Below are 26,965 nucleotides of genomic sequence, written 5' to 3'. Positions count from 1 at the left end.
GAATAACTTCGTTTTTTTAATTGTAAAAACTATATTTGTTTCCTAAAATAGGTTAGTTTTTATTTTTATAAGTTTTATAAGATAATCTTACTAACTTTTATGTTATTTATCCGATGAAAAAAATATTTTTTATAGCAATAATTGCCTCTTTGTTTGTTTCGTGTATTCCAAATAAGGATTTAATATATCTTCAAAATAAAGATAATAAAACCAATTCTATTGAAGTAGCTCAAGAAGCTTCGAAACCTTATAGAGTTCAAACCAATGATATTATTTCAATCTCAATAAAATCATTGGATCAAAAATTGGTTGAAATGTTTAACCCTTCTCAAAGTGTTGGACAAGAAACAACTCAAGAGGGTCTTTATTTTTCTGGATTTACTGTAAATGATCATGGAAATATTCGTGTGCCAGTTTTAGGAGAAATAAACGTGCTTGGTTATACTTTAGATGAAATTAGACTTAAAGTTGAAAAGCAATTACTTGACGATTATTTTAAAGTTGAGGCAAATATTTTTGTAACGGTTAAGTTAGCAGGACTTCGATATACCATAAATGGTGAAATTGGTTCACCTGGAACTAATGTTTTGTTTCAAGATAAGGTTACAATTATGGAAGCTATAGCAAATTCTGGTGATATTACGATAACTGGAAACAGAAAAGATGTGCAAATTATAAGAAAATTCCCTCATGGTTTTGAGTCATATTCTTTAGATTTAACTGATGCAAAAGCAATGAACTCACCTTATTTTTACATTCAACCAAACGACTATATTGTTGTTAAACCACTAAAACAAAAATCTTGGGGAACAGGAACTACTGGTTTTCAAACGGTTACAACAATTATTTCTGCGTTGTCTATTGTTACCACCGCTCTTTTATTAAGTAAAAATCTATAAAACAATATGTTAGATACAAAAGATTTTAATTTTTTTGAATCACAAAATAGTTTTGATTTTAAAGGGTTTCTTTTAAAAATTTTAAGCTATTGGAAATGGTTTGTTTTGTCATTGGCAATTACTTTTTTTATTGCTTACAACGTTAATATTAGAAAAGAAAAAATTTACGGAATGGAATCTTTGATTGTAGTTGAAGATCAAAATAATCCATTGTTTACTTCAAATACAAGTCTAATTTTTAATTGGGGAGGAACTTCCGACAAAGTACAAACTATAATTACAGCTTTAAAATCTCGTTCTCACAATGAAATTGTTGTTGATAAATTACAGTATTATATAAAATATTTAAAACAAGGAGAATATTTTTTTCAAGACGCATATGGTGAAACACCATTTGTTGTAGAAATTGATAAAACAAAAGGACAATTATTTGGACAATTAATTAAGATAAAATTTGTTAGTCCAACACAATATGAATTAAGTGTTGATTTTGATGAAGCAACTACTATGTCATTAATGCACTATTCTGATTTATCTGTTTCTGAATATAATGTAAGAGAAAAACAATTTAAAAAAGTTTTTAAAATTAATGAAAGTGTTGAACTTCCGTTCTTGAATTTAAAATTATTAATAAAACCAAATGCAATTGAATATGTAAATTCAGAATATTTTATTCGCTTTGATGATTTTAATCAAACAGTTGCTGCTTACAAAGGAATTGATGTTTCTGCTGATGCAAAAGCGCTTTCTGTAGTTAGATTACAATTAGAGGGCTCTAATAAAAATAGATTGGTTGAATATTTGAATTCAACTGTTGATGTGTTGCGTAAAAATGAATTGGCCAGTAAAAATTTATTTGCCATCAACACTATTCGATTTATTGATAGCACTTTGGTTCAAATGGAAGACCAAATTAAAGATGCTGAAGGAGAATTAAGAGAATTCAGAAAAGGCAAAAATATATATGAATTAGAAGAAGGTGGTGGTGGAATTTTAACTGAAAAATTATCTACTTACGATATTGAAAAAGACGCAATTAGTAGAAAAATTGCTTATTTAAATTTATTAAAATCTTATTTAGAAAAAAGTACAGATTATTCAAAATTACCAGCACCAACAGTTGCAGGAATTGAAGATCCAAATATTATTACCAATGTTTCAAAATTAATTGGATTATCAGCAGAGCGATCAAGAATGGCTTACACAGTAAAAAATAAAGACATGTTCTCTGATTTTGATAGAGAAATGGCAGCTGTTAAAAGTGTATTGTTAGAAAATATATCTAGCTCTAAATCAGCATTAAGTATTGATCTTTCGATTGTAAATAAAAACATTGGAATTGCAGAAGGGCAAGCAAGCCTATTACCAGAACAAAAACAAGAGCATTTAAAAATAACAAGAAAATACAATTTAAAAGACAAAATATACAGTACATTTTTAGAAAAAAGGAGTGAAGCTGAGATTGTAAAAGCTTCTAATATTTCGGATATTAACTTTTTAGACAGAGCAAAAGATGTTGGAGGAGGCTTAAGAGGACCAAAAACCAGTGTCAATTATATTTTAGCCGCTTTATTAGGTTTTTTAATTCCACTTATTATTGTATTTATCATTACACTTTTAGATAACAATATTAATAGTGTCGAAGATATTCAAAAGCTAACAAAAATTCCTGTAATCGGAGTTATTGGTAAAAAGAATACAGATAATAATTTATCAGTTTTTGAAAAGCCAAAATCGCCTTTAGCAGAATCATTTAGAGCAATACGTTCTTCACTTCAGTTTTTGTATAAAAAACAGCAAAAAGAAGGTGCTAAAATTTTAATGTTGACTTCTTCTGTAAGTGGTGAAGGAAAAACATTTTGTTCCATTAATTTAGCAACAGTTTTTGCTTTAAGTGAAAAGAAAACGGTAATTGTTGGTTTAGATTTAAGAAAGCCAAGAATATTTGGAGATTTTAATATTGACAACATTACAGGTGTTGTAAATTATTTAATTGGTCAAAAAACAATTGATGAAGTAGTTCAAAAAACGCATATACCATTTTTAGATGTAATTCCTTCAGGGCCAATTCCGCCAAATCCAGCAGAATTATTAATGGGTGAAGCTATGGCAGAAATGATTGAAGAATTAAAACAAAAATACGATTACATCATTTTAGATACACCACCAGTTGGATTGGTATCTGATGCATTAGAATTGGCACATTTTTGTGATGCAACTTTATATGTAACAAGACAAAGTTTTACCAAAAAAGGAATGTTGAGCGTGGTAAATGAAAAACACAAACGAGGTGAATTACATAATATTAGCATTTTGTTTAATGGTTTTCAAAATAAAGCAAAATATGGTTATGGATATGGTTACGGCTATGGTTATGGATACGGAGCTTATGGAGAAGGATATCACGATGATAAAGTGGAACCAAAGGGTTGGAGAAAAATCCTTGAAAAGTTCAAAAAATAATTTTTTCAGAAAAGTTTCTAATGTCAAAAATTGTAAATAAAAAAATATTAATTACAGGCGGAGCGGGTTTTATCGGTTCCAATCTTTGCGAATATTTTTTAAAACATAATGAAGTCGTTTGTTTGGATAATTTTTCAACAGGATACCATCATAATATTCAATCTTTTCTTTCAAATCCAAATTTTACATTAATAGAAGGTGATATTCGAAATTTTCAAATTTGTGAAAATGCTATTTTAGGAGTTGATTATGTATTGCATCAAGCAGCATTAGGAAGTGTGCCCCGTTCCATAAATGATCCAATTACTTCAAATGAAGTAAACGTTGCTGGATTTTTAAATATGTTAACAGTTGCAAGGAATGCTAATGTAAAAAGATTCATTTATGCTGCAAGTTCGTCAACTTATGGTGATTCAGAAAAGTTGCCAAAAATAGAAGAAGTTATTGGAAAACCACTGTCGCCATATGCTGTTACAAAATATGTTAACGAATTGTATGCAGATGTATTCAGTAAAACTTATGGAATTGAAACTATTGGATTGCGCTATTTTAATGTTTTTGGAAGAAATCAAGATCCAAATGGTGCTTATGCAGCAGTAATTCCTAAATTTGTAGCCCAATTCCTAAATCATGAAAGTCCAGTAATTAATGGAGATGGAAATTTTTCTCGCGATTTTACATATATTGATAACGTGATTCAAATGAATGAGTTGGCAATGTTAACCGAAAATAAAGAAGCTATTAACACGGTTTACAATACTGCTTTTGGCGAAAGAACCACTTTAAATGAGTTGGTCAATTCTTTGAGAGAGTTTTTGTCAACCTATGATAATGAAATAGCTAATGTTCCCATTATTTATGGAGAAAATAGAATAGGAGATATTCCACACTCATTAGCAAGTATAGAAAAAGCAAGCAAACTACTAAATTACCAACCAAAATTTTCTATGAGAGAGGGTTTAAAAGAAGCGGTAAAATGGTATTGGAATAATTTAAAAAAATAAAAGATAATACAATGATTAAAAATATCTGTTGTATCGGTGCAGGATATGTTGGCGGGCCAACAATGGCGGTTATTGCTCAAAAGTGTCCGCATATTAAAGTTACGGTTGTTGACTTAAATGAAAAAAGAATTGCGGCTTGGAACGATAAAGACGTGAATAATATTCCTATTTATGAGCCAGGATTAAGTGATGTTGTGTCAGAAGCTCGTGGAAGAAATTTATTCTTTTCAACCGATGTAGATAAAGCAATCGATGAAGCAGATATGATTTTTATATCGGTAAATACACCAACTAAAACGTATGGTGTTGGAAAAGGTATGGCTGCCGATTTGAAATATATCGAATTATGTGCGCGTCAGATTGCCCGAGTAGCTAAAAATGATAAAATTGTAGTTGAAAAATCAACTTTACCTGTAAGAACTGCAAGTGCCATTAAAGATATTTTAGATAATACAGGAAATGGAGTTAATTTTCAAATTTTATCTAATCCAGAATTTTTAGCTGAAGGAACAGCAGTTGAAGATTTATTTGCACCAGACCGAGTTTTAATAGGTGGAGACACAACTCCAGAAGGTCAAAAAGCAATTCAACAATTAGTAGATATTTACGCTAATTGGGTTCCAAATGACAAAATTTTAACTACAAATGTTTGGTCTTCAGAATTATCAAAATTAACAGCAAATGCTTTTTTAGCACAACGTGTTTCTTCAATTAATGCCTTGAGTGAATTGTGTGAAAAAACAGGTGCAGATGTTAACGAAGTTGCAAAAGCAATTGGTTTAGATAGTAGAATTGGACCTAAGTTTTTAAAAGCATCTGTAGGTTTTGGAGGTTCTTGTTTCCAAAAAGACATTTTAAATTTGGTTTATATCGCTAAATCATATGGTTTAAATGAAGTGGCCGATTATTGGGAACAAGTAATCATTATGAACGATCATCAAAAACGTCGCTTCGCAAAAAATATAATCAAAACCTTATACAACACCGTTTCTGGTAAGAAAATAGCATTTTTAGGTTGGGCTTTCAAAAAAGACACTAATGATACGCGCGAATCAGCAGCAATTTATGTGGCAGATGATTTATTAAGTGAGCAAGCAACAGTAGTTGTATATGACCCTAAAGTAGGAGAAGAACAAATTCAATTTGATTTGAATTATTTAGAATCTCGTTCAGAAATAGATAATGCAAAAGGTGTTCAAGTAGCAATTAACGCTTACGATGCTTGCAATAATGCACATGCAATTGCTGTGTTAACTGAATGGGACGAATTTAAAACATACGATTGGCAAAAAATATATGACAATATGTTAAAACCAGCTTTTGTTTTCGACGGAAGAAATATATTGAATAAAGAAGAGTTAGAAAAAATAGGATTTATTTACCAAGGAATTGGATCAAGATAATGAGCGAAAAAATTGCAATTATAGGATTAGGATATGTTGGCTTGCCATTGGCACGACTTTTTGCTACCAAATTTTCAGTAGTAGGATTTGATATTAATCAACAACGTATTTCCGAACTAAATAATGGGATTGACTTAACGTTAGAAGTGGAAGAAGAGTTATTAAAATCAGTTTTAGTTGCTAAATCTTCAAATGAAATCGGCTTATACTGTTCTAATCAATTAACTGATATTGCCGATTGCAATTATTTTATTGTTACGGTTCCAACACCTGTAGATAAACATAATAAACCCGATTTAACACCACTTTACAAAGCAAGTGAAACTGTTGGTAAAGTGCTAAAGAAGGGCGATATTGTAATTTACGAATCAACAGTTTATCCAGGAGTTACAGAAGAAGAATGTGTACCGGTATTAGAAAAAATATCTGGATTAAAATTCAATGTAGATTTTTTTGCAGGCTATTCACCAGAACGAATTAATCCAGGTGATAAAGAGCATACGGTTGAAAAAATATTAAAAGTAACAGCAGGTTCTACACCGGAAATTGGTAAAAAAGTAGACGCTCTATATAACAGTGTGGTAACTGCAGGAACGCATTTAGCACCAACAATCAAAGTAGCAGAAGCTGCAAAAGTGATTGAAAACTCACAACGTGATATCAATATTGCTTTTGTAAACGAATTAGCTAAAATTTTTAATATTTTAGATATTGATACTAAAGCAGTATTAGAAGCAGCAGGAACCAAATGGAATTTCCTTCCCTTTAAACCGGGTTTAGTGGGCGGTCATTGTATTGGTGTTGACCCTTATTATTTGGCTCAAAAAGCATTAGAAGCTGGTTATCATCCCGAAATTATTTTGGCGGGTCGTCGTATGAATGATAGTATGGGCGAATATGTAGCTTCACAAGTTGTGAAGCTGATGATTAAAAAGGAAATTGTTTTACATGAAGCTGAATTATTGCTTTTAGGAGTTACTTTTAAAGAAAATTGCCCAGATGTTCGTAATACTAAAATTGTAGATATTGTTCATGCATTAAAAGAATATGGAATAAATATCACGATTTATGACCCTTGGGCAAAACCAGAAGAAGTACAACATGAATATGGCATCGAAACTACTCAAAAATTACCTGACTCTAAATTTGATGCGGTTGTATTAGGCGTTGCTCACAAAGAATTTGCAGCTTTAGATGTTACTTCTTTAACTAAAACAGCTAATGTAGTATATGATGTTAAAGGTTTTTTAACTGGAAAAGTAGACGGAAGATTGTAAAAATCTAATTTTGGAAACCAAATCAAATAGTTTATTAAAAAACACTCTGTTATACTCCATTGGGAATTTAGCCTCAAAAGGGCTTAGCTTCATTTTGGTTTTTTTTACTACATTTTATCTTTCAAGAGAAGATGTAGGTGTTTTTGATTTGTTTTTAACAACCATTAGTTTATTAACTCCTATAGTAACACTTCAATTAACGGATGCTGTTTTAAGATGGTTAATAGAAAATAATCAGTTTGAAAATAAAGCAAGGGTATTAACAACTTCGAGTTTTATTTTGCTAATTTCTATTTTTATAGCGATTGTTGGGGTTTTAATTTTCCAGAGCTTCTATCCTTTTTTATTTTATAAAGAGCTTTTGTTTTTATTAGGATTTCAGTCTTTTTTCTTGTTATTTCAACAATTTCAAAGGGCTATTGCAGACAATAAAGGATATGTTTTGTCTAGTGTTTTTTACACTTTTTTATATGTATTTCTTGCCATTCTTTTTTTGGTTTTTTACGATAAAAAAATAGAAGGATTGCTTTATTCTAATATTATTGCGGCTTTTTTTTCAACAGTATTTATTTTATTTAGAAATAAAGTGTTTGGCTACATTCATAGTAAATATTATAGTTTTCAAGTAGCAAAAGAATTACTCTATTATTCTATTCCGTTAGTACCAAATAGTTTGTCTTGGTGGGCAATATCTTCAGCAAATCGCTATTTGATTGTTCTTTTTTTAGGGGTGGCTTCAAACGGAATTTTTGCCATTGCATTTAAGTTTCCTACTATTGTTTTGTTACTTGTAAATGTGTTTTATTTGGCATGGCAAGAAAAAGCAATTGAAAATTATAATAGAGAAGATAAAGATGATTATTACAGTACCATTTTTAAAAAGTACATAAAATATTTATTTGTAATTTCGATTAACTTATTGTGCATTAATCAGCTGTTCTTGACTTATTTTGTTGATATAACGTTTTATGATTCATGGCGCTACACCTCTGTTTTATTGTTGGCTATCTTATTTAACGCATTAAGTGGTTTTTATGGAACCATTTATTTAGGTGCAAAAAAAACAAAAAGTATTTTTTTAAGCAGCCTAATAAGTGGAATAATTGTATTATTACTTTCGTATTTTCTTATACCAGTTTTAGAATTGTTAGGAGCAGCAATAGCAATATTTTTTGGTTATTTTTTCTTATTTCTTTTCCGATTTTTTGAGACCAAAAAGTATATTAAAATAGTATTTCCATTTGCTACATTTTTTGTTTTATTTGGTGTTTTTATGGTTTTATCTGTAATTATGTTTTTGGAATTACCCTACGGAATTTTTTGGCTACCTTTAGTAGCACTTGTAATCAGTTATTTTTTGTTACAATCAGAATTACAAATAGTTTACAATAAGTATTTGAAGAAATGGATGCGTTAAAAAAAATATTATTTATTCATCCCGACTTAAAAGGTGGAGGAGCCGAACGTGTTTTGGTTCATCTCGTTAATGCTTTACCTAAAGATAAATACCAGGTAACTTTATTCACTATTTTTAAAGAAGGAATTAATAAAAAGCTATTACATCCAGTCATCAACCATTTTTATTGGTTCTCAAAAGTGTTTAGAGGTTATTCTGTTTTGCAAAAAATAATTCCTGCTTCGTTTTTGGCAAATAGATTAAAAGTCAATGATTATGATATTGTAGTTGCTTATTTAGAACATGTTCCTACCCGAATTTTATCAGGAATCACAAATCCAAAAGTTAAAAAAATAGCTTGGTTACACACGAAAGCAACTCCCGAATTACTATCCAGAACTTTTAGAACTTTTGAAGAAACTAAAAATGCGTATCAGTCATTTAATCAGATTGTTTGCGTTTCTCAAGAGGTTAAAAATTCTTTGTTGCATATTTTTCCTCAATTAGAAAATAAAACACTTGTTATTGAAAATACGATAGATTTTAGTTTTATTCAGCAAAAATCGCAAGAAGTGAGTTTTGATATTGAATTTGATAGTAAAACCCTAAATATTGTTTCTATTGGCCGACTTATTGAAGTGAAAGGTTACGAGCGATTGATTCAAATTGTAAAACGAATAGCTTCTTCAACAGATATTAATTTCAAATTATATATAATTGGTGATGGAGAATTAGCTTCAAAATTAAATGCAACAATTAAAAAAGAAAATCTTGAGAATTATGTACAGTTGTTAGGGTTTAAAGAAAATCCGTACCCTTATTTGGCTAAAGCAGATTTGTACGTTTGCTCGTCTTTAACCGAAGGATATAACTCTGCAATAATTGAAGCATTAGCGTTAGAAATTCCAGTTTTAACAACCGATTGTCCAGGAATGAACGAAATTTTAGACAATGGAAAGTTTGGTAAAATAGTTCCCAATGCAACAGAAGATTTATACGAAGGATTAATAGAACTTATAACCAAATCTGAGGAATTAAATCAGTTAAAACTAAAGGCAAAAGAGAGAGCTATTTATTTAAAGGCTCAAAATTCAACACGTTCTGTTGAACATTTATTCGATACGATTTAATCATGAACACGAAATTAATTTCCATTATTTTACCCGTTTACAATGTAGAAATTTACATTGAAAAGGCGGTTTTGAGTGTTCTTCAGCAAACCTATGCAAATTTCGAATTGTTAATCATTAATGATGGAACAAAAGATAACAGCATTCAAAAAATTGAAAAATATACTTCAGATTCCAGATTGAAAATTTTTCATAAAGAAAATGGAGGTTTGTCTGATGCTCGTAATTTTGGATTAGAAAGAGCGCAAGGCGATTATGTGTATTTTATGGATAGCGATGATTTCATTGAATCAGATTTATTGGCTTTGTGTATTGATAAAATAGAGAAAGAAAATGCACCTGTTGTTGTTTTTGGTTATTTTTTAGATACAGAAGATAAAAGTGGAAATCTTATTTCTTCTGAATCAATTATTCATGAAAGTGAAGTAATAAATATTGAAAATAAAAATACAACTGTAACCAATAATACTATTGGATTATTAGGTTATGCTTGGAATAAATTTTACGCAATCGATTTTTTAAAGCAACATAATTTTAAATTTGAAAAAGGGGTTTCACTTGTTGAAGATATTTTGTTTAATGTTCCCGTTTTTTCTTCAGTAAATAGCATTCATTTTATAAATAAACCACTGTATCATTACGCAAACCGGCCAACGACAACGTTGATAAAAACATTTCATGCCAATTCATTTGACTTGTATTTGAAAAAGAATGAATGTTTAAAAAAGTTCTTTAATAAGTGGAAAATTAATCATTCTGATGAATTACTGGCGAATAGTTTGCTTTTAGGAATTCGATATTGTGCTAATAATTTGTTTGCATTTAAAAATAATTTAACTAAAAATCAAAAATACAATCATTTAAAAACCATGATTGTACATCCCGAAACGCAAAGATTAATACCGTTTTACAAGCCAAATAGTAAATTGGATTCTGTTTATAAAACTATTATTTCACAAAAAAGAGCTTTACTTTTGTACCTGATTTTAAAAATCATCAAATAAATGTTTTTGAAGAAATACATTCCTTACTATTTAAAAATTAGAATACTTCTTTTTTTACAAAAGTTTAAAAGTGCGACCATTTTCTCGTCTCAAAACTTAAAAAAAGAAGATTCAAAAGTTTTTATTTTTTTAGCAGCAAATTATAGTAATCTTGGCGATGTAGCCATTACTTATGCACAAGAAAAATTTATTCAAAACACGTTGCCCAATCATAAAGTAGTTCTTATTCCAATAAATAAAACTATTGAAGGAATCAGCTTTGCAAAATCTATTTTGAATCCGTCAGATTGTATTACAACTGTTGGTGGCGGAAATTTCGGAGATTTGTATGATCAAATAGAAACTTTACGTCAGTTAGTTATTGCGTCCTTTCCAAACAATAAAATTATTTCGTTTCCACAAACTTTTGATTTTTCAAATTCTCCTAAAGGGAAAAAAAGTCTAGCAAAAGCAATTTCTGTGTACAGTAAACTTTCTAACTTGAGTTTTTTTGTTAGAGAACAGCAATCTTTTGAATTAATGCAACGTCATTTTCCAAAAGTGAAAGTGTTTTTAACACCAGATATTGTGTTGAGTTTAGATAAATCGCAACCTCAAATGATACGCAATGGCGTTACAATAAGTTTAAGAGCAGATGACGAAAAATTATTAACTTCTGAACAGAATGAATCGCTAATTAATTGGGCAAAAGAAACTTTTTCTAATGTTTCATTTTATGATACTCATATTAATAAAGGGAATTTATCTGAGCAACAATTAGATGAAGAATTAAACAAAATTTGGAATCAATACAAATCTTCAGAGCTTGTAATTACAGATAGATTACACGGAATGATTTTTTCTTACATAACGAATACACCTTGTTTGGTTTTTTTAAATAACAACCATAAAATTAGTGCTTCATACGAATGGATCAAAGAGCAAGCGCCAATAATTTTAATTAAGAATTTCGATTTAGAAAGTATTAACGAAGCTTTTGAAAACTTAAATTCATCAAATACAAGTGCATATAAAAATTTGATGGAAAAATATTTACCTTTGAAACAACAGCTATTGTCTTAAATGTTTGATTTCATACCAATAGAACATTATACTTTTTTTTACTATCAAACTTTATTGGTTTTTTTGATAGGCATTTTGCTACACGCTGTTATTTTAGAAATTGATGACTTAAGAAATACACGATTTTTAAAAGTTTTTGGTTATTTGTCTCTGGTTTTTGTTCTGCTTTACATGGGTTTTAGGCCTATTCATAGTGTTTTTGTAGATATGACCATGTATGCCTATTCCTTTGAGCGATATTTAGATGGAAATCCCTTAGAAGTGACCGAAGATTATGGTTTTTATTGGTTTTTAGAGTTTTGCACTAAAGTTATGTCTGTTGAGGCTTTCTTTTTTACTTGTGCTTTAATTTATATCATTCCGCTTTATATTCTTTCTGTTAAATGGTTTAAAGCCTATTGGTTTTATGCGTTTTTTGCTTTAGTGGTTTCCTTTTCTTTTTGGGCTTATGGTACAAATGGAATCAGAAACGGTTTGGCAACGTCTCTTTTTTTATTAGCATTAGCTTTTAAAGACAAGAAAATAGTTTTATATGCCTTGTTACTAGTTGCAATTTCTTTTCATAAAACTATGGTTTTACCCGTTTTTGCATTTATAGTTTCAAGTTTTTATACCAAATCGCAAACCTATATTTTTATTTGGTTAACTACCATTTTAGTTTCACTAGCAGTAGGTAACTTTTTTGTGGAATATATAGAATCGTTAGGAATAAACGATAGAAGATTTGAGCAGTATTTTACAGATGAAATAGATGAAGCCATAACAAAAACAGGATTTCGTTGGGATTTCTTAATTTATAGTGCCACTGGAGTTTTCGCAGGTTGGTATTACCTGTTCAAAAAGAACTTTTCAGATAAGCTGTACGAACAACTTTTTAATATGTATTTGATAACTAATGCGTTTTGGGTTTTGGTTATTAGAGCTAATTTTACCAATAGATTTGCATATTTGTCATGGTTCATGCTAGCTATTATCATTTTTTATCCCATATTAAAAGAACAACTTTTTAAACAACATCATCGAATGGTTGGTACCGTATTATTGCTGTATTTTATGTTTACTTATATTTTTAACGTAATTCTAGTTAAGTAAAATGAAATTAAGTGTCATTATCCCGGTTTATAATGTTGAAAAATATGTAATTCGTTGCATTAATTCTGTCATTCAAAATGATTTGGAATCGTCAGCTTATGAAATTATTATTGTTGATGATGAATCACCCGATGATAGTGTGAAAACCATAAAGTCGTACTTTAAAGATGTTGCTAATTTAAAAGTTATATCCCAAAAAAACAAAGGACTTGGCGGTGCAAGAAATACAGGAATCTCAAAGGCTAAAGGAACTTATTTACTTTTCTTAGATGCAGATGATTATTTAGTTCCTAATACGTTAAGTCAAATTGTAAATCAAGCAATTGCAACTCAAGTTGAGGTTTTAGAATTTGGAGCTCATGGCGTTTTAGAAAATGGAGTCGTTTGTTATACCCTTTCTAATTCTTCAAACAATTTGATTTTTGATGGAATGGACTATTATCAAAAGGTTCGTTATGCTAATTCGGCTTGTAATAAATTATATAGCACAGATTTTTTGCGAAACAATCAACTTTTTTTTGAAGAACAGCTTTATATCGAAGATTTTGAATTTAACACTCGTGTTTTTCTTCAAGCGAAACGAATGTTAGCAGTTGAAACCATTGTTGGGCAATTTTTGCAAACACCCAATTCGATTACTCGAAATGTTAGTCTGGCTAAAAAAGAAAAAATGCAAAACGATATTGAACGCGTTATGGTGATTACCAATCAATTGTATTCAAAATCGGCCAATCAAGATGCTTTTTTTAAAGAGCGTTTGGGTTTTTTAACAGCTACTTTAGTTGTTCAAATGATTAAGAACCAATCAGATTATAAAACTATTCTTTTAAAAATTGAATATTTAAAAGCTAAAAAGTTGTTTTTTGTAAATCACAAACTGTTTGATCGTTCTAAAAATCTATTTCGAATCTTATTGTTAAAGCATTCTATACTTTTAAAATTAGCTTTACCTTTGTACCGATTTTTGAATAGAAAAAGTTAATGAAGAAAAAAATCTGTTTTGTAGTTTCGGCACCCATTACTGCCAAAGCATTTTTAATTAAGCATTTTGAATACCTTTCAAAAGAGTTTGATATTACTTTAGTAGCTAATTTTGAAACACAGGCTGATTTTGAAGTTCCGTTTGTAAAAAACACCAAACATATTGCAATTCACAGAAGCATCAATCCTTTGAAAGATTTCTTAGCTTTAATTCAGTTGTATTTTTTCTTTAAAAAAGAATCGTTTCATGTGGTTCATTCCGTTACGCCAAAAGCAGGTTTGTTGGCTATGATGGCTGCTTGGTTGTCTAGAATTCCAGTTCGAATTCATATTTTTACTGGACAAGTTTGGCACACACAATCAGGTTTAAAAAAACAATTTTTAAAGTTTTTAGACCGACTGTTGGTTTGGTTTACCACTCATATTTTGGTCGATGGTCAGTCGCAACGTCAATTTTTAATTGCTAATAAAATTATAACCGATAAAAATTCTAAGGTTTTAGGAAAAGGTTCCATTAGTGGAGTAGATGTGCAAAAGTTCAATCCTTCTTCAGAAATTAGAAATTTGTATCGCACTCAATTGAACTTTCAAAATAATGATGTTGTATTTGCTTTTCTAGGTAGAATGAATACCGATAAGGGTATTTTAGATTTAGCAAAAGCATTTCAAAAATTACATGCAGATTTTCCGAATGTGAAATTGCTTTTAATTGGATTTGATGAAGAACAGATGCAAGAGAAAATTCGTCAAATTCAAACAGAAAACATCATTTATTTTGGTCCTACTCCAAAGTCACAAGAAGTTTTACAAGCTGCAGATGTGTTTTGTTTACCAAGTTATAGAGAAGGTTTTGGGACAAGTGTTATAGAAGCTTCGTTGTTAGAATTACCAATAATTTGTAGTGATACCTATGGTTTAGCAGAAACTATTATCGAAAATAAAACAGGGTTACGTCATGAAGTTAAAAATGTAGACCAACTTTATGATCAAATGAAATTGTTGGTTCAAAACGAAGAGACAAGAACAGTTTTAGGTAAAAACGGAAGACAATATGTATTGGAACATTTTTCAGCAGATGAAATTTCGTTGCAATGGCTTACTTTTTATAAAGATATTTTAAAATAATGTATAAAAACATAGTAAAACCCATATTAGATTTTATTCTGGCATTGGTTGGATTTATCCTGCTTCTGCCTGTGTTTTTATGCATTACCATTTTGTTGTTTTTTGCTAATCAAGGGAAGCCTTTTTTTATTCAAAGACGACCAGGATTTAATGGTGCCATTTTTAGCATCATTAAGTTTAAAACTATGAATGATAGAAAAGATAAAAAAGGGAATTTGTTATCCGATGCAGAACGATTAACTGCTGTTGGACGTTTTGTTAGAAAAACATCATTGGACGAAATTCCGCAGTTGCTCAATGTTCTAAAAGGCGATATGAGTTTGGTGGGTCCAAGACCTTTATTAACGCAGTACATGCATTTGTATTCGCCTTATCAAAATCGTCGTCACGAAGTAAAACCGGGGATTACAGGTTGGGCACAAATCAATGGACGAAATGCAATTGATTGGGAAACCAAATTTGAATTGGACGTGTTTTATGTAGAACATATTTCTTTTGGTTTGGATTTAAAAATTCTTTTGAAAACAGTAAAAAAGATTTTAATTAAAGAAGGAATAAATGCTCAAAATTCGGCAACCATAGAACCTTTTAGTGGCACTACTTCAGTTTATGTTTTTGGAGCTGGAGGTCACGGAAAGGTGGTTTTAGACGTGCTTTTATCGGAAAATAAATATGTTGTCAAAGGAATTTTAGATGATGCACCCCAATCGGATTCGTTGTTTGAAATTCCTATCAAGAAAAATTTTAATAGAAAAAAATTACAAGCTCGAAATTGTATTGTTGCTATTGGCGATAATGCCATTCGAAAAAGAATAGTTACCACATTAGATACCAATTTTATTATGACCATTCATCCCAATGCTATTGTGTCCAAATTTGCCAAGATTGGACCTGGAACTCAAATTATGGCAGCTGCAGTTGTAAATCCAGCTGCTGTAATTGGAAATCATTGTATCATCAATACAGGAGCAATTGTAGAGCATGATTGTAAATTAGAAGATTATGTTCATGTAGCGCCAAATGCTTGTTTGGGTGGAAATGTTACAGTGGGAGAAAAAACATTAGTAGGTATTGGAGCCACTATTATACCCAATGTTAAAATTGGAAAAAATGTAAGTATTGGAGCAGGAACAGTAGTTTTGCAAGATGTACCAGACAATGCTGTTGTAGTTGGTGTACCAGCACGAATTATTAAATATCAAGAGAATTAAAATGGAAGAGAAAATTTGGCTTTCCTCTCCACACATGGGAGGAACGGAACAAAAATATGTGCAAGAGGCTTTTGATAGCAACTGGGTAGCGCCTTTAGGACCCAATGTAACGGGTTTTGAAAATGATTTGGTTCATTTCTTGGGCAACAATGTTCAAGTTGCTGCTTTGAGCTCTGGAACTGCTGCTTTGCATTTAGGTCTTATTTTGTTAGGAGTACATGCAGGTGATGAGGTTATTTGTCAATCGATGACTTTTTCTGCTTCTGCTAATCCAATTGTTTATTTAGGTGCAACTCCTGTTTTTATAGATAGTGAATTGGATACTTGGAATATGTGTTCTATTGCATTAGAAGAAGCTATTCAAGATAGAATTGCAAAAGGGAAGAAGCCAAAAGCAATTATTCCTGTTCATTTGTATGGAATGCCAGCCAAAATGGATGAAATGTTAGCCATTGCTAATCGTTATGAAATTCCTATTTTAGAAGATAGTGCCGAAGCTTTAGGTAGTTCATACAAAGGACAAAAGTGTGGCACGTTTGGAACGATGGCTGCCTTATCGTTTAATGGAAATAAAATTATAACTACTTCTGGTGGTGGTGCTTTGGTAACAAAATCAGATGTTTTAAAAGAGAAAGCCATATTTTTAGCCACTCAAGCAAGAGACGCCGCTCCACATTATCAACATAGTGAAATTGGTTATAACTATCGATTAAGTAATATTGCTGCTGGAATTGGTCGTGGTCAAATGGAAGTTTTAGAAAATCATGTAACTTTAAGAAGAAAATGGAATCAACGTTATCAAGATTTTTTTAAAGCAATTTCAAGTGTAACTGTTTTTAAAGAACCAACTGCTGATTTCATTTCTAATCATTGGTTAACGGCTATTCTGTTAGATTCTTTTGAAGAAAGAGAAGCCTTACGATTAAAGTTTGAATCTCAAAATATAGAAACACGCCCTTTATGGAAGCCTATGCATTTACAACCTGTTTTCGCATCTTATCCATATTATGGTCGTTCGGTTGCAGCCGATTTATTTGAGAAAGGATTGTGCTTGCCTTCAGGGTCTAACTTGTCTGATAATCAATGGGGAAGAATAATTTTGGTTCTTGAAGATTTTTTTAAATAACAAAAAAGAAACTAAATAAACGATTCTAACTTTAATAAGTTGTTGTATTTTTGTAGCCCCCAATCTGTTAAACAATTTTTAAGTGTCAAATAATCAGAATAATTCTTCAAAAAAATCGGTTATACAAAACATAACCCAAGATTTTTTTGAAAATCGATTTAGTAATTTAGCCTATTTACCAAGATGGGTTATCTTTTGTATTGATATTATTATTGTTTTATTTGCTAGCTTGGTTACCTATTTTATTGTAACTAATTTAACATATAAGTACTTTGATACTTATTCGGTTTCTATTCGTTATGTAATTACCATTTTTACTTACGCCTTTTTTTTCTTCGCTTTTAGAACCTATGCAGGAATTATAAGACATTCTAGTTTTATTGATGGTATGCGATTATTATTGGCTACTTCATTTGCTTTTTTCTCATTAGTAGTTTTAAATTATACCCATTATTTTATTCATGGTACTAAGATTTTCTTGCTGCCCGAATTATTTATTCACAGTGTAATTTCGTTTGTACTTTTATTTCTTTTCCGAATAGTGGTCAAGTTTTTATTTGAAACCTATATCGAATTAGAAAATATAGATAAAATTAAAAAAATTGTAGTTTTTGGAGTAGATGCCAATGCCTTTGCTTTAGCTAAAGCTTTAAATTCTGAACAACCAAAGCGATACAAAGTAGTTGCTTTTATCGAAAAAACATCGGCAAATAAGACCAAACAAGTTCTAGGTTTGCCAATTGTAGGTTTTAAAGGTAATGCGGCTGTTATCATTAGAAAGTTTAATGCTTCGGGAATTATTTTAAGTGATTCTTCTTTAACTAAAAGTGAGCAGTTGAAAATTGTTGATGATTGTTTAGAACACCAATATCAAGTACTATCAACTCAAACGGTAAAAAATTGGGAAGATCAAAAAAACATCACTAAAAGCATTAAGCAATTTGATATTAAAGATTTGTTAGAGCGTCAACCTATTGAGCTTCACAATCAAATTATTTCGGGTCAAATTAGCGGAAAAACCATTATGGTTACGGGTGCAGCAGGTTCTATTGGAAGTGAAATTGTACAACAAGTTTTAGATTTTAAACCATCAAAATTAATAGTTGTTGATCAAGCAGAAACGCCTTTGCATCAATTAGGATTGTTGATTGAGCCTATAATAAAAAATATTCCCTATTTGTCTTTTGTTGCTGATATAAAAGACGCTTTTATGATGGAGCAAATCATAGGAACACATCAACCCGATGTTATTTATCATGCAGCCGCTTATAAACATGTGCCGTTGATGGAATTAAATCCGTATCAGGCGGTTTTAACTAACGTTTATGGAACCAAAATCATTGCCGATTTAGCTTTAAAATACAAAGTGTCTTCTTTTGTGATGGTTTCCACCGATAAAGCCGTAAACCCAAGTAATGTAATGGGAGCTAGTAAGAGAATTGCGGAAATGTACGTGCAGTCTTTGTCGATGAATGCGCAAGCAAAGCAGTTAGAATCAACTAAATTTATTACTACTCGTTTTGGAAATGTACTAGGTTCTAATGGTTCTGTGGTTCCGTTGTTTACTAAGCAAATTCAAGAAGGAGGTCCAATAACCATAACGCATCCCGACATAATTCGTTATTTTATGACAATTCCTGAAGCTTGTCAATTAGTATTAGAAGCAGGTTCTATGGGTAACGGAGGTGAAATTTATATTTTTGATATGGGTGAACCTGTTCGTATAATTGATTTGGCTTATAAAATGATTCGTTTAGCTGGATTTACTCCAGAAGAAGATATTAAAATTGAAGTAGTAGGCTTACGACCTGGTGAAAAATTATATGAAGAATTGTTAAATGATGTAGCTAAAACACTACCAACACATCACGAAAAAATTATGATAGCACAAGAAGTAAGTGTTGCCAATTTTGATGATTTTCTTAATCAATTGCAACGATTAGTTCAAAGTGCTAAAGAAATGAAATCTGAGGAAACCGTTGTGCTAATGAAGAAAATTGTGCCCGAATTTAAGAGTAAAAATTCTGAATTTGAGCGTCTTGACCACTAATTTCTTTGCTTATTAGTAAAGTCCCTTATATTTGCATAAAATTTAGATTATGAAATTTGTAAAAATCACTCTTTTATCGTTGTTATTCGTTTTGTTTTTAACCACTTCTTGTGCTTCAAGAAAAGATTTGGTGTATTTACAAGGCGGTTCTAATGCAAAAGAGTTGGTTTCTTATGAGCCTGTTTTGCAACCTGATGATGTAGTAATGATTGTAGTTTCTTCTGAAAATCCAGAAGTTGCAGCACCTTATAATTTGAAAGTCATAACCGTTCAAGGTGATTCAGAGAATACCATTGGAACACAAAGAATGCAAACCTATATTTTGGATAAGGAAGGAAAAATTGAATTCCCATTACTAGGTTCTATTGCTCTTGGTGGATTAACAAAAACGCAAGCAGTAGCTAAATTAAAGGAGCTATTAAAAGATCATGTTAGTGATGCAGTAATCAATTTTAGAATTTTAAATTTTAAAGTTACGGTTTTAGGAGAAGTTCAAAAACCAGGAACTTATTCGGTTGCGAGTGAAAGAATTACATTGCTAGAGGCTATCGGAATGTCGGGAGATTTAACCATTTACGGAAATAGAACCAATGTTTTATTAATTCGTGAAAAGAATGGAACCAAAACTATGGAACGAATCGATTTAACAAAATCTGATTTTTTGAATTCTTCTGCTTATTATTTATCTCAAAACGATGTGGTTTATGTTGAACCAAATAAAACCAGAATCAATTCTTCAGCTATCGGACCTAATTTAACTGTAGGAATTTCAGCCCTTTCTCTAATTGTTACCATTATAGCTTTAACCGTAAAATAAGATGCAAAAACGCGAATTACATACTCCAACTTTATCCAGCAATTTTAACTTAAAAGAAGAAATTGAAAATTACATTTCGCATTGGAAATGGTTTGTTGTAGGTGTATTTGTTTGCTTTACTGTTGCTTATTTGTATTTGCGATATACAATTCCAAAATATAAAGCTACGTCTACTATTTTAGTGAAAGATGATCGAAAAGGAAGTATGGCTTCTGAATTATCTGCTTTTTCAGATTTGGGATTGCTCTCGGGTGTAAAAAGTAATGTTGATAATGAAATTGAAGTAATCAAATCAAGAACTTTAATTGCATCAACTATTAAAGATTTAGAACTTACTACCGCTTATTTGAATTTGGGAAGAGTAAAATCGGAAGAATTATATAAAGGAAGTCCCATTCAAATTTTCTTTTCTAAAACAAATGAAACTTTTTTAAATTCATTTCATAATTTCCGAATTTCTTCTGTAGATGCTAACCGATTTGATTTTTATGATGCTTCTGGGGTTAAAATAGGAACCTTTTCGTATGGAACCAAGTTTAAAGTTGATGCAGTTGAAGCTATCGTAATGAAATCTGGTGCTGATTTATGGAAAGAGGAGTTTAATATTGCTATTCAAGTTTATCCAATAAAATCGTTAGTTGAAAGTTTTAAAACGAGATTAACAGTGAGTTCGTTTGGAAAAAATACTAGTGTTATCGAATTAACCCTTGTTGATCCTGTACGTCCTAAAGCCGAAGATTTTTTAAATACTTTGGTAAAAAACTATAACCAAGATGCTATTTCTGACAAAAAATATATTGCTGAAAACACGTCAAAGTTTATAGAACAACGACTAAGTATCATCAGTGATGAATTAAAAGGTGTTGAGGCTGATGTAGAGTCGTTTAAGAAAGAAAATAAAGTAACGGATATTGTTTCAGAGGCAGGATTGTTTTTAGAAAATGCTACCGAGTTTGAAAAGAAAGAAATTGAAACCGAAACACAATTAAAAGTTGTAAGTAGTATTTTAGAGTACTTAAACTCGAATACTTCTTCAGAATTGATTCCTGCTAATATTTTACCTGCCGAGGAAGGTGCGAGTGCTTCCATAGCGCAATACAATCAATTGGTTTTAGAGCGCAATAAATTGTTGAAAACAGCTGGGCCAAAAAACAGTTTGGTTTTAAATTTAGAAGCAAAAATCAACACGTTAAAAAGTAGTGTTGCTTCTAGTTTGCTTCAGTTGCAAAGCAATTTAAAAATTAAGAAGAAAGATATTGCACGTCAAAATGCAATTTTGGGTGGAAAAATTTCTCAAATTCCTACTCAAGAAAAGATTTTTAGAGATATCGATAGAAAGCAAAATATCAAAGAAGCTTTGTATTTATACTTGCTGCAAAAAAGAGAAGAAACTCAAATTTCTCTTGCTGTAACAGCACCCAATGCTAAAGTAATTGATGCCGCAATTGCTTCAAAAAATCCGGTTTCGCCTAATCGCCAAGTTATTTATTTGGGAAGTTTGTTTTTAGGATTGTTAATTCCTTTTGCAATTCTTTATATCAGAAGATTATTAGATACAAAAGTTAAATCGCGATTAGATATTGAACAAGCCACTACGATGCCATTCATTGGAGATGTTCCAAAATCAGTTTCAAATGAAGCTATCATTTCAAGCAGCAGCAGAACAAGTACGGCAGAAGCACTTCGAATTGTACGAACAAATTTAGAGTTCTTACTTAATGAAGTTCCAGAAGGAGTTGCTAAGACTATTTTCTTAACATCAACTTTTCCAAAAGAAGGAAAAACCTTTATTTCGGTAAACTTGGCTTCCACTATTGCCTTGTCTGATAAGAAAGTTTTGTTATTAGGATTGGATATCAGAAATCCTAAATTAGAAGAATATTTAGACGTTCCTAAAGTAGGTGTCACTAATTATTTAGCTTCTAAAGACCATAAAAATAGTGCTGATTTTTTAACAAAAGTGGAAGGTTTTTCTAATTTTTATGTTATGCCTGCTGGTGTGATTCCTCCAAATCCTGCCGAATTGCTTATGGGTAAAAAAGTAGGTGAATTGTTTGAAAAATTAAAGCAAGAGTTTGATTACATCATCGTAGATACTGCACCAGTAAGTTTAGTAACCGATACTTTATTGATATCAAAATATGCAGATGCTTTTGTATATGTTACCAGAGCAAATTACTTAGACAAACGAATGTTGACTTTGCCAGAAAAATTATATCAAGAAAAGAAACTGCCTAATATGTCAATCTTAATTAATGATACCGATTCTACAAAAGGGTACGGATATGGCTACGGATATGGATATGGCTACGGAGTTGAGGTTGAAAAAAAATCTTTTTGGAAACGTTTTTTTAAATAGGTTCAGGTTTTAGGGCACTTTTTTGTCATTCCGCGAAAGTAGGAATCTCCTACAAAGTAGGTCAACATTTGAACGAAGCGAAAATAATTACCTATTGTTCTTGAACTTGCTTTTTTTATTTAAAAAACACATTTTTAGTCATGGTTTCCTCTAAGGTTTTGTGATTTTTAATTATCACCTTATTTTGAAAAGCCGCTACGTGATTTTTATGATGAATATCAGAACCCACAAAATCATACAAGTTTTCTTTTAAAAGATAATCGGCTGTTTCGGCAACATTTTTCCCATAATAACCTACAGTCGCTAACAAATTTAACTGAAATAAACACCCTGCTTTTTTTAGTTTTGCAAATTCTTTTTTGTTGGAATGAAAGTAATTGTAACGCTCTGGATGCGCTAAAACCAACTGATATCCTTTAAGTTGCAACTCAAAAAGAAAATCATATAACTGAATGGGTGCATTCAAATACGACATTTCAATTAGAATAAAATTATCTTTCAGTGTAAGTAGTTTTTCTTGTTGAACTAATTGCATTAAATTTTCATCTAAAAAATATTCCGAAGCACAATTAAGAGCTGCTTTTTTAGAAAGTTCAGGTAATTCATCTTGAACTAAATAATGCGCATTTTTTATAGTTTCAGTTGTATTATCCCATACGTTTTTCATAGTATGAGGTGTAGTAATCACTTTTGAAAAACCAAAATCAATCATCGATTCTAATAAAAATTCAGCATCTTTAATTTTTTGTGCGCCATCGTCTATTCCTGGTAAAACATGAGAATGAATATCTACATATCCTAAAGGAATTAATTCGGCTAATTTAGGCTTAGATTTGAAAAGCGATAACATGATTTGGAATTTGTTGCAAAGATAGTTTTTTTTGTGAATAGTATCTTTTGATATAGTTGTTCTGGTATTTTTAGATGGCTTATAAAATGCATTTTTAGGTATTTATTATCTATGCACTATCTATACACTATCTATGGAGTATCTATGGAGTATCTTCCTAGTTACATAAGTATTATTTTCTTATATGTTATTTTGATAGAGGTAAAAGTCGGTATAAAATTACTTATGCTTACCTGAGAGAAGAATGATTTGTAAAATTTAAATTAGGGAATTGTTATTTTAGTGCAGTTTTTTTATTTTTTAGTAGTGATGGTGTCATATTTCTTGAATTAATTTGTCTGCTGTTTAAAATAGTGTATTTTTGATATGGTAAAAATGAAAGTCCCCCGTATACATGAATAAAACCGAATTTTCAGAAGAGGAAAGTAATTTAAGCAATAAGTTTTCTTCTACACAAGAAACAGAAAATACCGAGCAATGGGATGCGGTAATAGAATCAAGACACAGTCTTTTGGATCTTAATTTAAAAGAATTGTGGCACTATCGTGATTTGTTGGTTTTGTTTGTAAGAAGAGATTTTGTAACGGTATACAAACAGACCATTTTAGGACCACTTTGGTTTTTTATTCAACCGATTTTAACAACAATTACGTTTACCATTATTTTTGGGAATGTTGCCCAATTGTCCACAGATGGAGCTCCTAAGTTGGTTTTTTATATGGCGGGTATTACGCTTTGGAATTACTTTTCAACTTGTTTAACAAGTGTTTCTGGAGTATTTAATGTTAATGCATCTATTTTTGGGAAAGTATATTTTCCTCGTTTGATTATGCCGTTAACTATTGTAATTTCCAACTTAATGAAGTTTGGTGTTCAATTTTTATTATTTCTCTGTTTTGTGGGTTATTATTATTCTCAAAATGAAATTAGACCAAATACATGGATTGCAGCAACACCAATTGTAATTATTTTAATGGCGTTAATTTCTATGGGAATAGGATTAATTTTATCTTCCATGACTACAAAATATAAAGATTTGAATCAGTTGATTGGTTTTGGAGTGCAGTTGTTTATGTATGCTACTCCAGTTATCTATCCAAGTTCAACGGTGCCTTTAGATTATCAATGGGTGGTTGAATTAAACCCCTTAGTAGGTTTGTTTGATTACATGCGATTTGCCTATTTAGGTGTTGGTGAGTTTACGATTTTAGATTTAGTTTATCCATCGATATTTTCAATTGTTATTTTAGCAATTGGAGTCTTGGTTTTTAACAAGACGCAGAAGACTTTTATGGATACGGTTTAGTGTTGTATAGTAAATAGAGAGTTGTGAATGATTAGTTTTAAATTATATAAAAAAGTAGTGAATAGAGAATAGTGCTTAGTATGGAAATCCAACTACTCACTATTCACTATTCACTACTCACTAAAATAAAATGAGTAAAGTAGTAATAAAAGCAGAAAATATATCCAAACAATATCGTCTAGGACTTGTGGGAACGGGCACGGTTAAAGACGATATGAAGCGTTGGTGGCATAATTTACGAGGCAAAGAAGATCCTTTTTTAAAAATTGGAGAAGCTAATGATAGAAGCAGCAAAGGTGAAAGTGATTATGTTTGGAGTTTACGCGACATTAATTTCGAAATCAATCAAGGAGATTCTGTCGGAATTATTGGTCGTAATGGTGCTGGGAAGTCCACTTTGTTAAAAATATTAAGTCAAGTTACACAACCTACTACAGGTAAAATATACACAAAAGGTCGCATTGCCTCATTGTTGGAAGTTGGTACTGGTTTTCATCCTGAAATGACGGGCAGAGAGAATATTTATTTGAATGGTGCTATTTTAGGTATGCGCAAACATGAAATCAAGCGTAAGTTTGATGAAATCGTAGCCTTTTCTGGAGTTGAACGTTATATTGATACGCCAGTTAAGCGTTATTCTTCTGGAATGTATGTGCGTTTGGCATTTGCTGTTGCGGCACATTTAGAATCCGAAATTTTGATTGTAGATGAGGTGTTGGCTGTTGGCGATGCTGAGTTTCAAAAAAAGTGTTTAGGCAAAATGAACGAGGTGAGCAAAGGAGAGGGAAGAACTGTTTTGTTCGTGAGTCATTCTATGGCAAGTGTAAAAAAGCTTTGTAATAAAGGAATTGTTCTACATAATGGAAAAAATGTTTTCAATGGAAATATTGAAAGTGTTATTAATTATTATGAAAATAATTTGATTTCAAATGATAGAAATTTATCCATTAAATATTCTGATTCGCCAAATTTACCAATGCAAATTAAAAGTGTAAATTTGTTAAATAATAGAGCAAATAAAATCTTTACAACTGATGATGAATTAATTTTTGAGTTTGAAGTTATAACACGTCAAATAGTAGAAGGAGCATATGTCACAGTTGATTTAAAAGACATCAACGACGAACTAATTTATTGGTCTGGTGATTATTCTAGTAAGCGGTTCAAAAGTAATATAATTGGGGATTCTAAGTTACTATGTAAACTTCCTAGAAACATTCTTACCTCTGGTGCCTATAATGTTACATTTGCAATTTATTCCCCTGTTAAAGGAGTAGTGCAAAATGAAATTTCAAATGTAATTACATTTGAAATAGAAGAAAGTCAACATTCTTATTTAAGTCAATATAATATTAATTACCCAGGTAAAATCGGGGTTCCTAGTCAGTGGGAATATATAGAGTAAACTATGAATAACCAAATAAAAAATAAAGTACTATTAATAACTGGTGGAACAGGTTCTTTTGGAACCGCAGTCCTAAACCGGTTTTTAAATACCGACCATTTTAAAGAGATTCGCATTTTTTCTAGAGATGAAAAGAAGCAAGATGACATGCGTAATCACTATAAAAATGAAAAAATTAAATTTTATATTGGAGATGTAAGGGATTTTACTTCCATTGAGTCAGCTATGTTAGGAGTCGACTATGTGTTTCATGCAGCGGCTCTAAAACAAGTGCCATCTTGTGAGTTTTTCCCAATGCAAGCGGTAAAAACTAATGTTGAGGGAACTCACAATCTATTGAGAGCTGCCATTCAAAATAAGGTGGAAAAAGTAATTTGTTTGTCTACAGATAAAGCAGCTTATCCAATTAATGCCATGGGAATGTCAAAAGCTATGATGGAAAAAGTAGCTATTGCAGAATCGAGAAATACCACAAAAACAACAATATGTTTGACCCGTTACGGCAATGTAATGGCTTCAAGAGGTTCTGTTATTCCTCTTTTCTTGAGTCAAATTGAAAAAGGAGAAGATTTAACGGTAACCGACCCAAGTATGACGCGTTTCTTAATGTCGCTTAATGATGCTGTTGAGTTGGTTTTGTTTGCTTTTGAGAACGCTAATCCAGGGGATATTTTTATAAACAAAGCACCAGCTTCCACTATTAACGATTTAGCAAAAGCAATTTTAGAAATTAAAAACGCTTCAAATCAAATCAAAGTTATCGGAACAAGACACGGAGAAAAATTATATGAGACCTTGTGTACCCGTGAAGAAATGGCGAAGGCTGAGGATATGGGCGGATTTTTCCGTATTCCTGCCGATAATAGAAATTTAAATTACAGCCAATATTTCTCTGAAGGGAAAGATATTTTACCTGAAATTCAGGATTATAATTCACATAATACTACCCAATTAGATGTTGAAGGTGTGAAAAATTTGTTGCTTACCTTAGAAGAATTTAAATGA

General features: G+C 31.0%; 21 protein-coding genes and 1 pseudogene. 21 read left to right on the top strand and 1 reads right to left on the bottom strand.

Translation table 11 applies throughout. The features are described 5' to 3' along the window. The first annotated feature begins 113 nt into the window (after nucleotides 1-113). The 18 genes and pseudogenes from M9Q43_RS10330 (at nucleotide 114) to M9Q43_RS10245 (ending at nucleotide 22,399) form a co-directional block, all read left to right on the top strand. Nucleotides 114-899, top strand: a complete 786-nt coding sequence (locus M9Q43_RS10330; protein WP_262318851.1) for a polysaccharide biosynthesis/export family protein — start codon at nucleotides 114-116, stop codon at nucleotides 897-899. 6 nt (nucleotides 900-905) lie between these two features. Then, nucleotides 906-3,362, top strand: coding sequence for a polysaccharide biosynthesis tyrosine autokinase (locus tag M9Q43_RS10325; RefSeq protein ID WP_262318850.1), 2,457 nt, complete (start codon nucleotides 906-908; stop codon nucleotides 3,360-3,362). Between the two features lie 20 nt (nucleotides 3,363-3,382). Beyond that, a complete protein-coding gene (locus M9Q43_RS10320; protein ID WP_316044632.1) occupies nucleotides 3,383-4,366 on the top strand; it encodes an SDR family oxidoreductase in 984 nt (327 codons plus the stop codon). Nucleotides 4,367-4,377: 11 nt separating this feature from the next. Beyond that, entirely contained in the window at nucleotides 4,378-5,769 is a 1,392-nt protein-coding gene (locus M9Q43_RS10315) for a UDP-glucose 6-dehydrogenase (protein ID WP_262318849.1), read from the top strand. Beyond that, entirely contained in the window at nucleotides 5,769-7,046 is a 1,278-nt protein-coding gene (locus tag M9Q43_RS10310) for a nucleotide sugar dehydrogenase (RefSeq protein ID WP_262318848.1), read from the top strand. The genes M9Q43_RS10315 and M9Q43_RS10310 overlap by 1 nt, the downstream gene beginning before the upstream one ends. A 10-nt stretch (nucleotides 7,047-7,056) precedes the next feature. Continuing rightward, on the top strand, nucleotides 7,057-8,463 hold the full coding sequence (locus tag M9Q43_RS10305; protein WP_262318847.1) for an oligosaccharide flippase family protein: 1,407 nt from the start codon (nucleotides 7,057-7,059) through the stop codon (nucleotides 8,461-8,463). Next, nucleotides 8,451-9,572, top strand: a complete 1,122-nt coding sequence (locus tag M9Q43_RS10300) for a glycosyltransferase (RefSeq protein WP_262318846.1) — start codon at nucleotides 8,451-8,453, stop codon at nucleotides 9,570-9,572. Before M9Q43_RS10305 ends, M9Q43_RS10300 begins: the two co-directional genes overlap by 13 nt. 2 nt (nucleotides 9,573-9,574) lie before the next feature. Next, nucleotides 9,575-10,576 (top strand): glycosyltransferase family 2 protein, encoded by a 1,002-nt coding sequence (locus M9Q43_RS10295; RefSeq protein WP_262318845.1) that lies wholly within the window; start codon nucleotides 9,575-9,577, stop codon nucleotides 10,574-10,576. Beyond that, entirely contained in the window at nucleotides 10,577-11,638 is a 1,062-nt protein-coding gene (locus M9Q43_RS10290) for a polysaccharide pyruvyl transferase family protein (protein WP_262318844.1), read from the top strand. Next, nucleotides 11,639-12,730 carry an EpsG family protein gene (locus M9Q43_RS10285; RefSeq protein WP_262318843.1) on the top strand — a complete coding sequence of 364 codons (1,092 nt, stop codon included), beginning with the start codon at nucleotides 11,639-11,641 and terminating at the stop codon, nucleotides 12,728-12,730. A gap of 1 nt (nucleotide 12,731) precedes the next feature. After that, nucleotides 12,732-13,712, top strand: coding sequence for a glycosyltransferase family 2 protein (locus tag M9Q43_RS10280; protein WP_262318842.1), 981 nt, complete (start codon nucleotides 12,732-12,734; stop codon nucleotides 13,710-13,712). Then, the gene (locus tag M9Q43_RS10275; protein ID WP_262318841.1) at nucleotides 13,712-14,836 is read left to right on the top strand and encodes a glycosyltransferase family 4 protein; all 1,125 of its coding nucleotides are present in this window, start codon (nucleotides 13,712-13,714) and stop codon (nucleotides 14,834-14,836) included. Before M9Q43_RS10280 ends, M9Q43_RS10275 begins: the two co-directional genes overlap by 1 nt. After that, nucleotides 14,836-15,432 (top strand): annotated as a pseudogene (locus M9Q43_RS10270) (sugar transferase); the annotation flags it as partial. The gene M9Q43_RS10275 and the pseudogene M9Q43_RS10270, both read left to right, overlap by 1 nt. Beyond that, entirely contained in the window at nucleotides 15,415-16,047 is a 633-nt protein-coding gene (locus tag M9Q43_RS10265) for an acetyltransferase (RefSeq protein WP_262318921.1), read from the top strand. The pseudogene M9Q43_RS10270 and the gene M9Q43_RS10265, both read left to right, overlap by 18 nt. Nucleotide 16,048: 1 nt before the next feature. Beyond that, nucleotides 16,049-17,173: an aminotransferase class I/II-fold pyridoxal phosphate-dependent enzyme gene (locus M9Q43_RS10260; RefSeq protein WP_262318840.1), complete on the top strand. Its 1,125-nt coding sequence runs from the start codon at nucleotides 16,049-16,051 to the stop codon at nucleotides 17,171-17,173. Nucleotides 17,174-17,255: 82 nt separating this feature from the next. Continuing rightward, nucleotides 17,256-19,223, top strand: coding sequence for a polysaccharide biosynthesis protein (locus M9Q43_RS10255; RefSeq protein WP_262318839.1), 1,968 nt, complete (start codon nucleotides 17,256-17,258; stop codon nucleotides 19,221-19,223). 49 nt (nucleotides 19,224-19,272) lie between these two features. Continuing rightward, complete coding sequence (locus tag M9Q43_RS10250; protein WP_262318838.1) at nucleotides 19,273-20,040, top strand: polysaccharide biosynthesis/export family protein; 768 nt, start codon at nucleotides 19,273-19,275, stop codon at nucleotides 20,038-20,040. A gap of 1 nt (nucleotide 20,041) precedes the next feature. Further along, nucleotides 20,042-22,399 carry a GumC family protein gene (locus M9Q43_RS10245; protein ID WP_262318837.1) on the top strand — a complete coding sequence of 786 codons (2,358 nt, stop codon included), beginning with the start codon at nucleotides 20,042-20,044 and terminating at the stop codon, nucleotides 22,397-22,399. A gap of 115 nt (nucleotides 22,400-22,514) precedes the next feature. Here the strand turns inward: M9Q43_RS10245 and M9Q43_RS10240 are convergent, their stop codons facing one another. After that, a complete protein-coding gene (locus tag M9Q43_RS10240; RefSeq protein ID WP_262318836.1) occupies nucleotides 22,515-23,249 on the bottom strand; it encodes a tyrosine-protein phosphatase in 735 nt (244 codons plus the stop codon). Between the two features lie 394 nt (nucleotides 23,250-23,643). Between M9Q43_RS10240 and M9Q43_RS10235 the strand changes: the two genes are divergently transcribed. The 3 genes from M9Q43_RS10235 to M9Q43_RS10225 all read left to right on the top strand — a co-directional run bounded on the left by M9Q43_RS10235 (nucleotide 23,644) and on the right by M9Q43_RS10225 (nucleotide 26,965). Continuing rightward, nucleotides 23,644-24,555: an ABC transporter permease gene (locus tag M9Q43_RS10235; RefSeq protein WP_262318835.1), complete on the top strand. Its 912-nt coding sequence runs from the start codon at nucleotides 23,644-23,646 to the stop codon at nucleotides 24,553-24,555. A 130-nt stretch (nucleotides 24,556-24,685) separates the two neighbouring features. After that, entirely contained in the window at nucleotides 24,686-25,960 is a 1,275-nt protein-coding gene (locus M9Q43_RS10230; protein ID WP_262318834.1) for an ABC transporter ATP-binding protein, read from the top strand. 3 nt (nucleotides 25,961-25,963) lie between these two features. Beyond that, nucleotides 25,964-26,965: a polysaccharide biosynthesis protein gene (locus tag M9Q43_RS10225; RefSeq protein ID WP_262318833.1), complete on the top strand. Its 1,002-nt coding sequence runs from the start codon at nucleotides 25,964-25,966 to the stop codon at nucleotides 26,963-26,965.

Source organism: Flavobacterium odoriferum (assembly GCF_025499515.1).
GTDB classification, from domain to species: domain Bacteria; phylum Bacteroidota; class Bacteroidia; order Flavobacteriales; family Flavobacteriaceae; genus Flavobacterium; species Flavobacterium odoriferum.
Note: the sequence above shows the minus strand (reverse complement) of the source record. Positions and strands in the feature narration are given on the sequence as shown.

What these genes read in the sequence shown, in the direction of transcription:
- M9Q43_RS10250 (WP_262318838.1), top strand. Translation starts at nt 19,273, where the DNA reads ATGAAATTTGTAAAAATCACTCTTTTATCGTTGTTATTCGTTTTGTTT.
- M9Q43_RS10225 (WP_262318833.1), top strand. Translation starts at nt 25,964, where the DNA reads ATGAATAACCAAATAAAAAATAAAGTACTATTAATAACTGGTGGAACA.
- M9Q43_RS10325 (WP_262318850.1), top strand. Translation starts at nt 906, where the DNA reads ATGTTAGATACAAAAGATTTTAATTTTTTTGAATCACAAAATAGTTTT.
- M9Q43_RS10260 (WP_262318840.1), top strand. Translation starts at nt 16,049, where the DNA reads ATGGAAGAGAAAATTTGGCTTTCCTCTCCACACATGGGAGGAACGGAA.
- M9Q43_RS10310 (WP_262318848.1), top strand. Translation starts at nt 5,769, where the DNA reads ATGAGCGAAAAAATTGCAATTATAGGATTAGGATATGTTGGCTTGCCA.
- M9Q43_RS10320 (WP_316044632.1), top strand. Translation starts at nt 3,383, where the DNA reads ATGTCAAAAATTGTAAATAAAAAAATATTAATTACAGGCGGAGCGGGT.
- M9Q43_RS10290 (WP_262318844.1), top strand. Translation starts at nt 10,577, where the DNA reads ATGTTTTTGAAGAAATACATTCCTTACTATTTAAAAATTAGAATACTT.
- M9Q43_RS10295 (WP_262318845.1), top strand. Translation starts at nt 9,575, where the DNA reads ATGAACACGAAATTAATTTCCATTATTTTACCCGTTTACAATGTAGAA.
- M9Q43_RS10280 (WP_262318842.1), top strand. Translation starts at nt 12,732, where the DNA reads ATGAAATTAAGTGTCATTATCCCGGTTTATAATGTTGAAAAATATGTA.
- M9Q43_RS10230 (WP_262318834.1), top strand. Translation starts at nt 24,686, where the DNA reads ATGAGTAAAGTAGTAATAAAAGCAGAAAATATATCCAAACAATATCGT.
- M9Q43_RS10315 (WP_262318849.1), top strand. Translation starts at nt 4,378, where the DNA reads ATGATTAAAAATATCTGTTGTATCGGTGCAGGATATGTTGGCGGGCCA.
- M9Q43_RS10300 (WP_262318846.1), top strand. Translation starts at nt 8,451, where the DNA reads ATGGATGCGTTAAAAAAAATATTATTTATTCATCCCGACTTAAAAGGT.
- M9Q43_RS10275 (WP_262318841.1), top strand. Translation starts at nt 13,712, where the DNA reads ATGAAGAAAAAAATCTGTTTTGTAGTTTCGGCACCCATTACTGCCAAA.
- M9Q43_RS10330 (WP_262318851.1), top strand. Translation starts at nt 114, where the DNA reads ATGAAAAAAATATTTTTTATAGCAATAATTGCCTCTTTGTTTGTTTCG.
- M9Q43_RS10240 (WP_262318836.1), bottom strand. Translation starts at nt 23,249, where the DNA reads ATGTTATCGCTTTTCAAATCTAAGCCTAAATTAGCCGAATTAATTCCT.
- M9Q43_RS10235 (WP_262318835.1), top strand. Translation starts at nt 23,644, where the DNA reads ATGAATAAAACCGAATTTTCAGAAGAGGAAAGTAATTTAAGCAATAAG.
- M9Q43_RS10285 (WP_262318843.1), top strand. Translation starts at nt 11,639, where the DNA reads ATGTTTGATTTCATACCAATAGAACATTATACTTTTTTTTACTATCAA.
- M9Q43_RS10245 (WP_262318837.1), top strand. Translation starts at nt 20,042, where the DNA reads ATGCAAAAACGCGAATTACATACTCCAACTTTATCCAGCAATTTTAAC.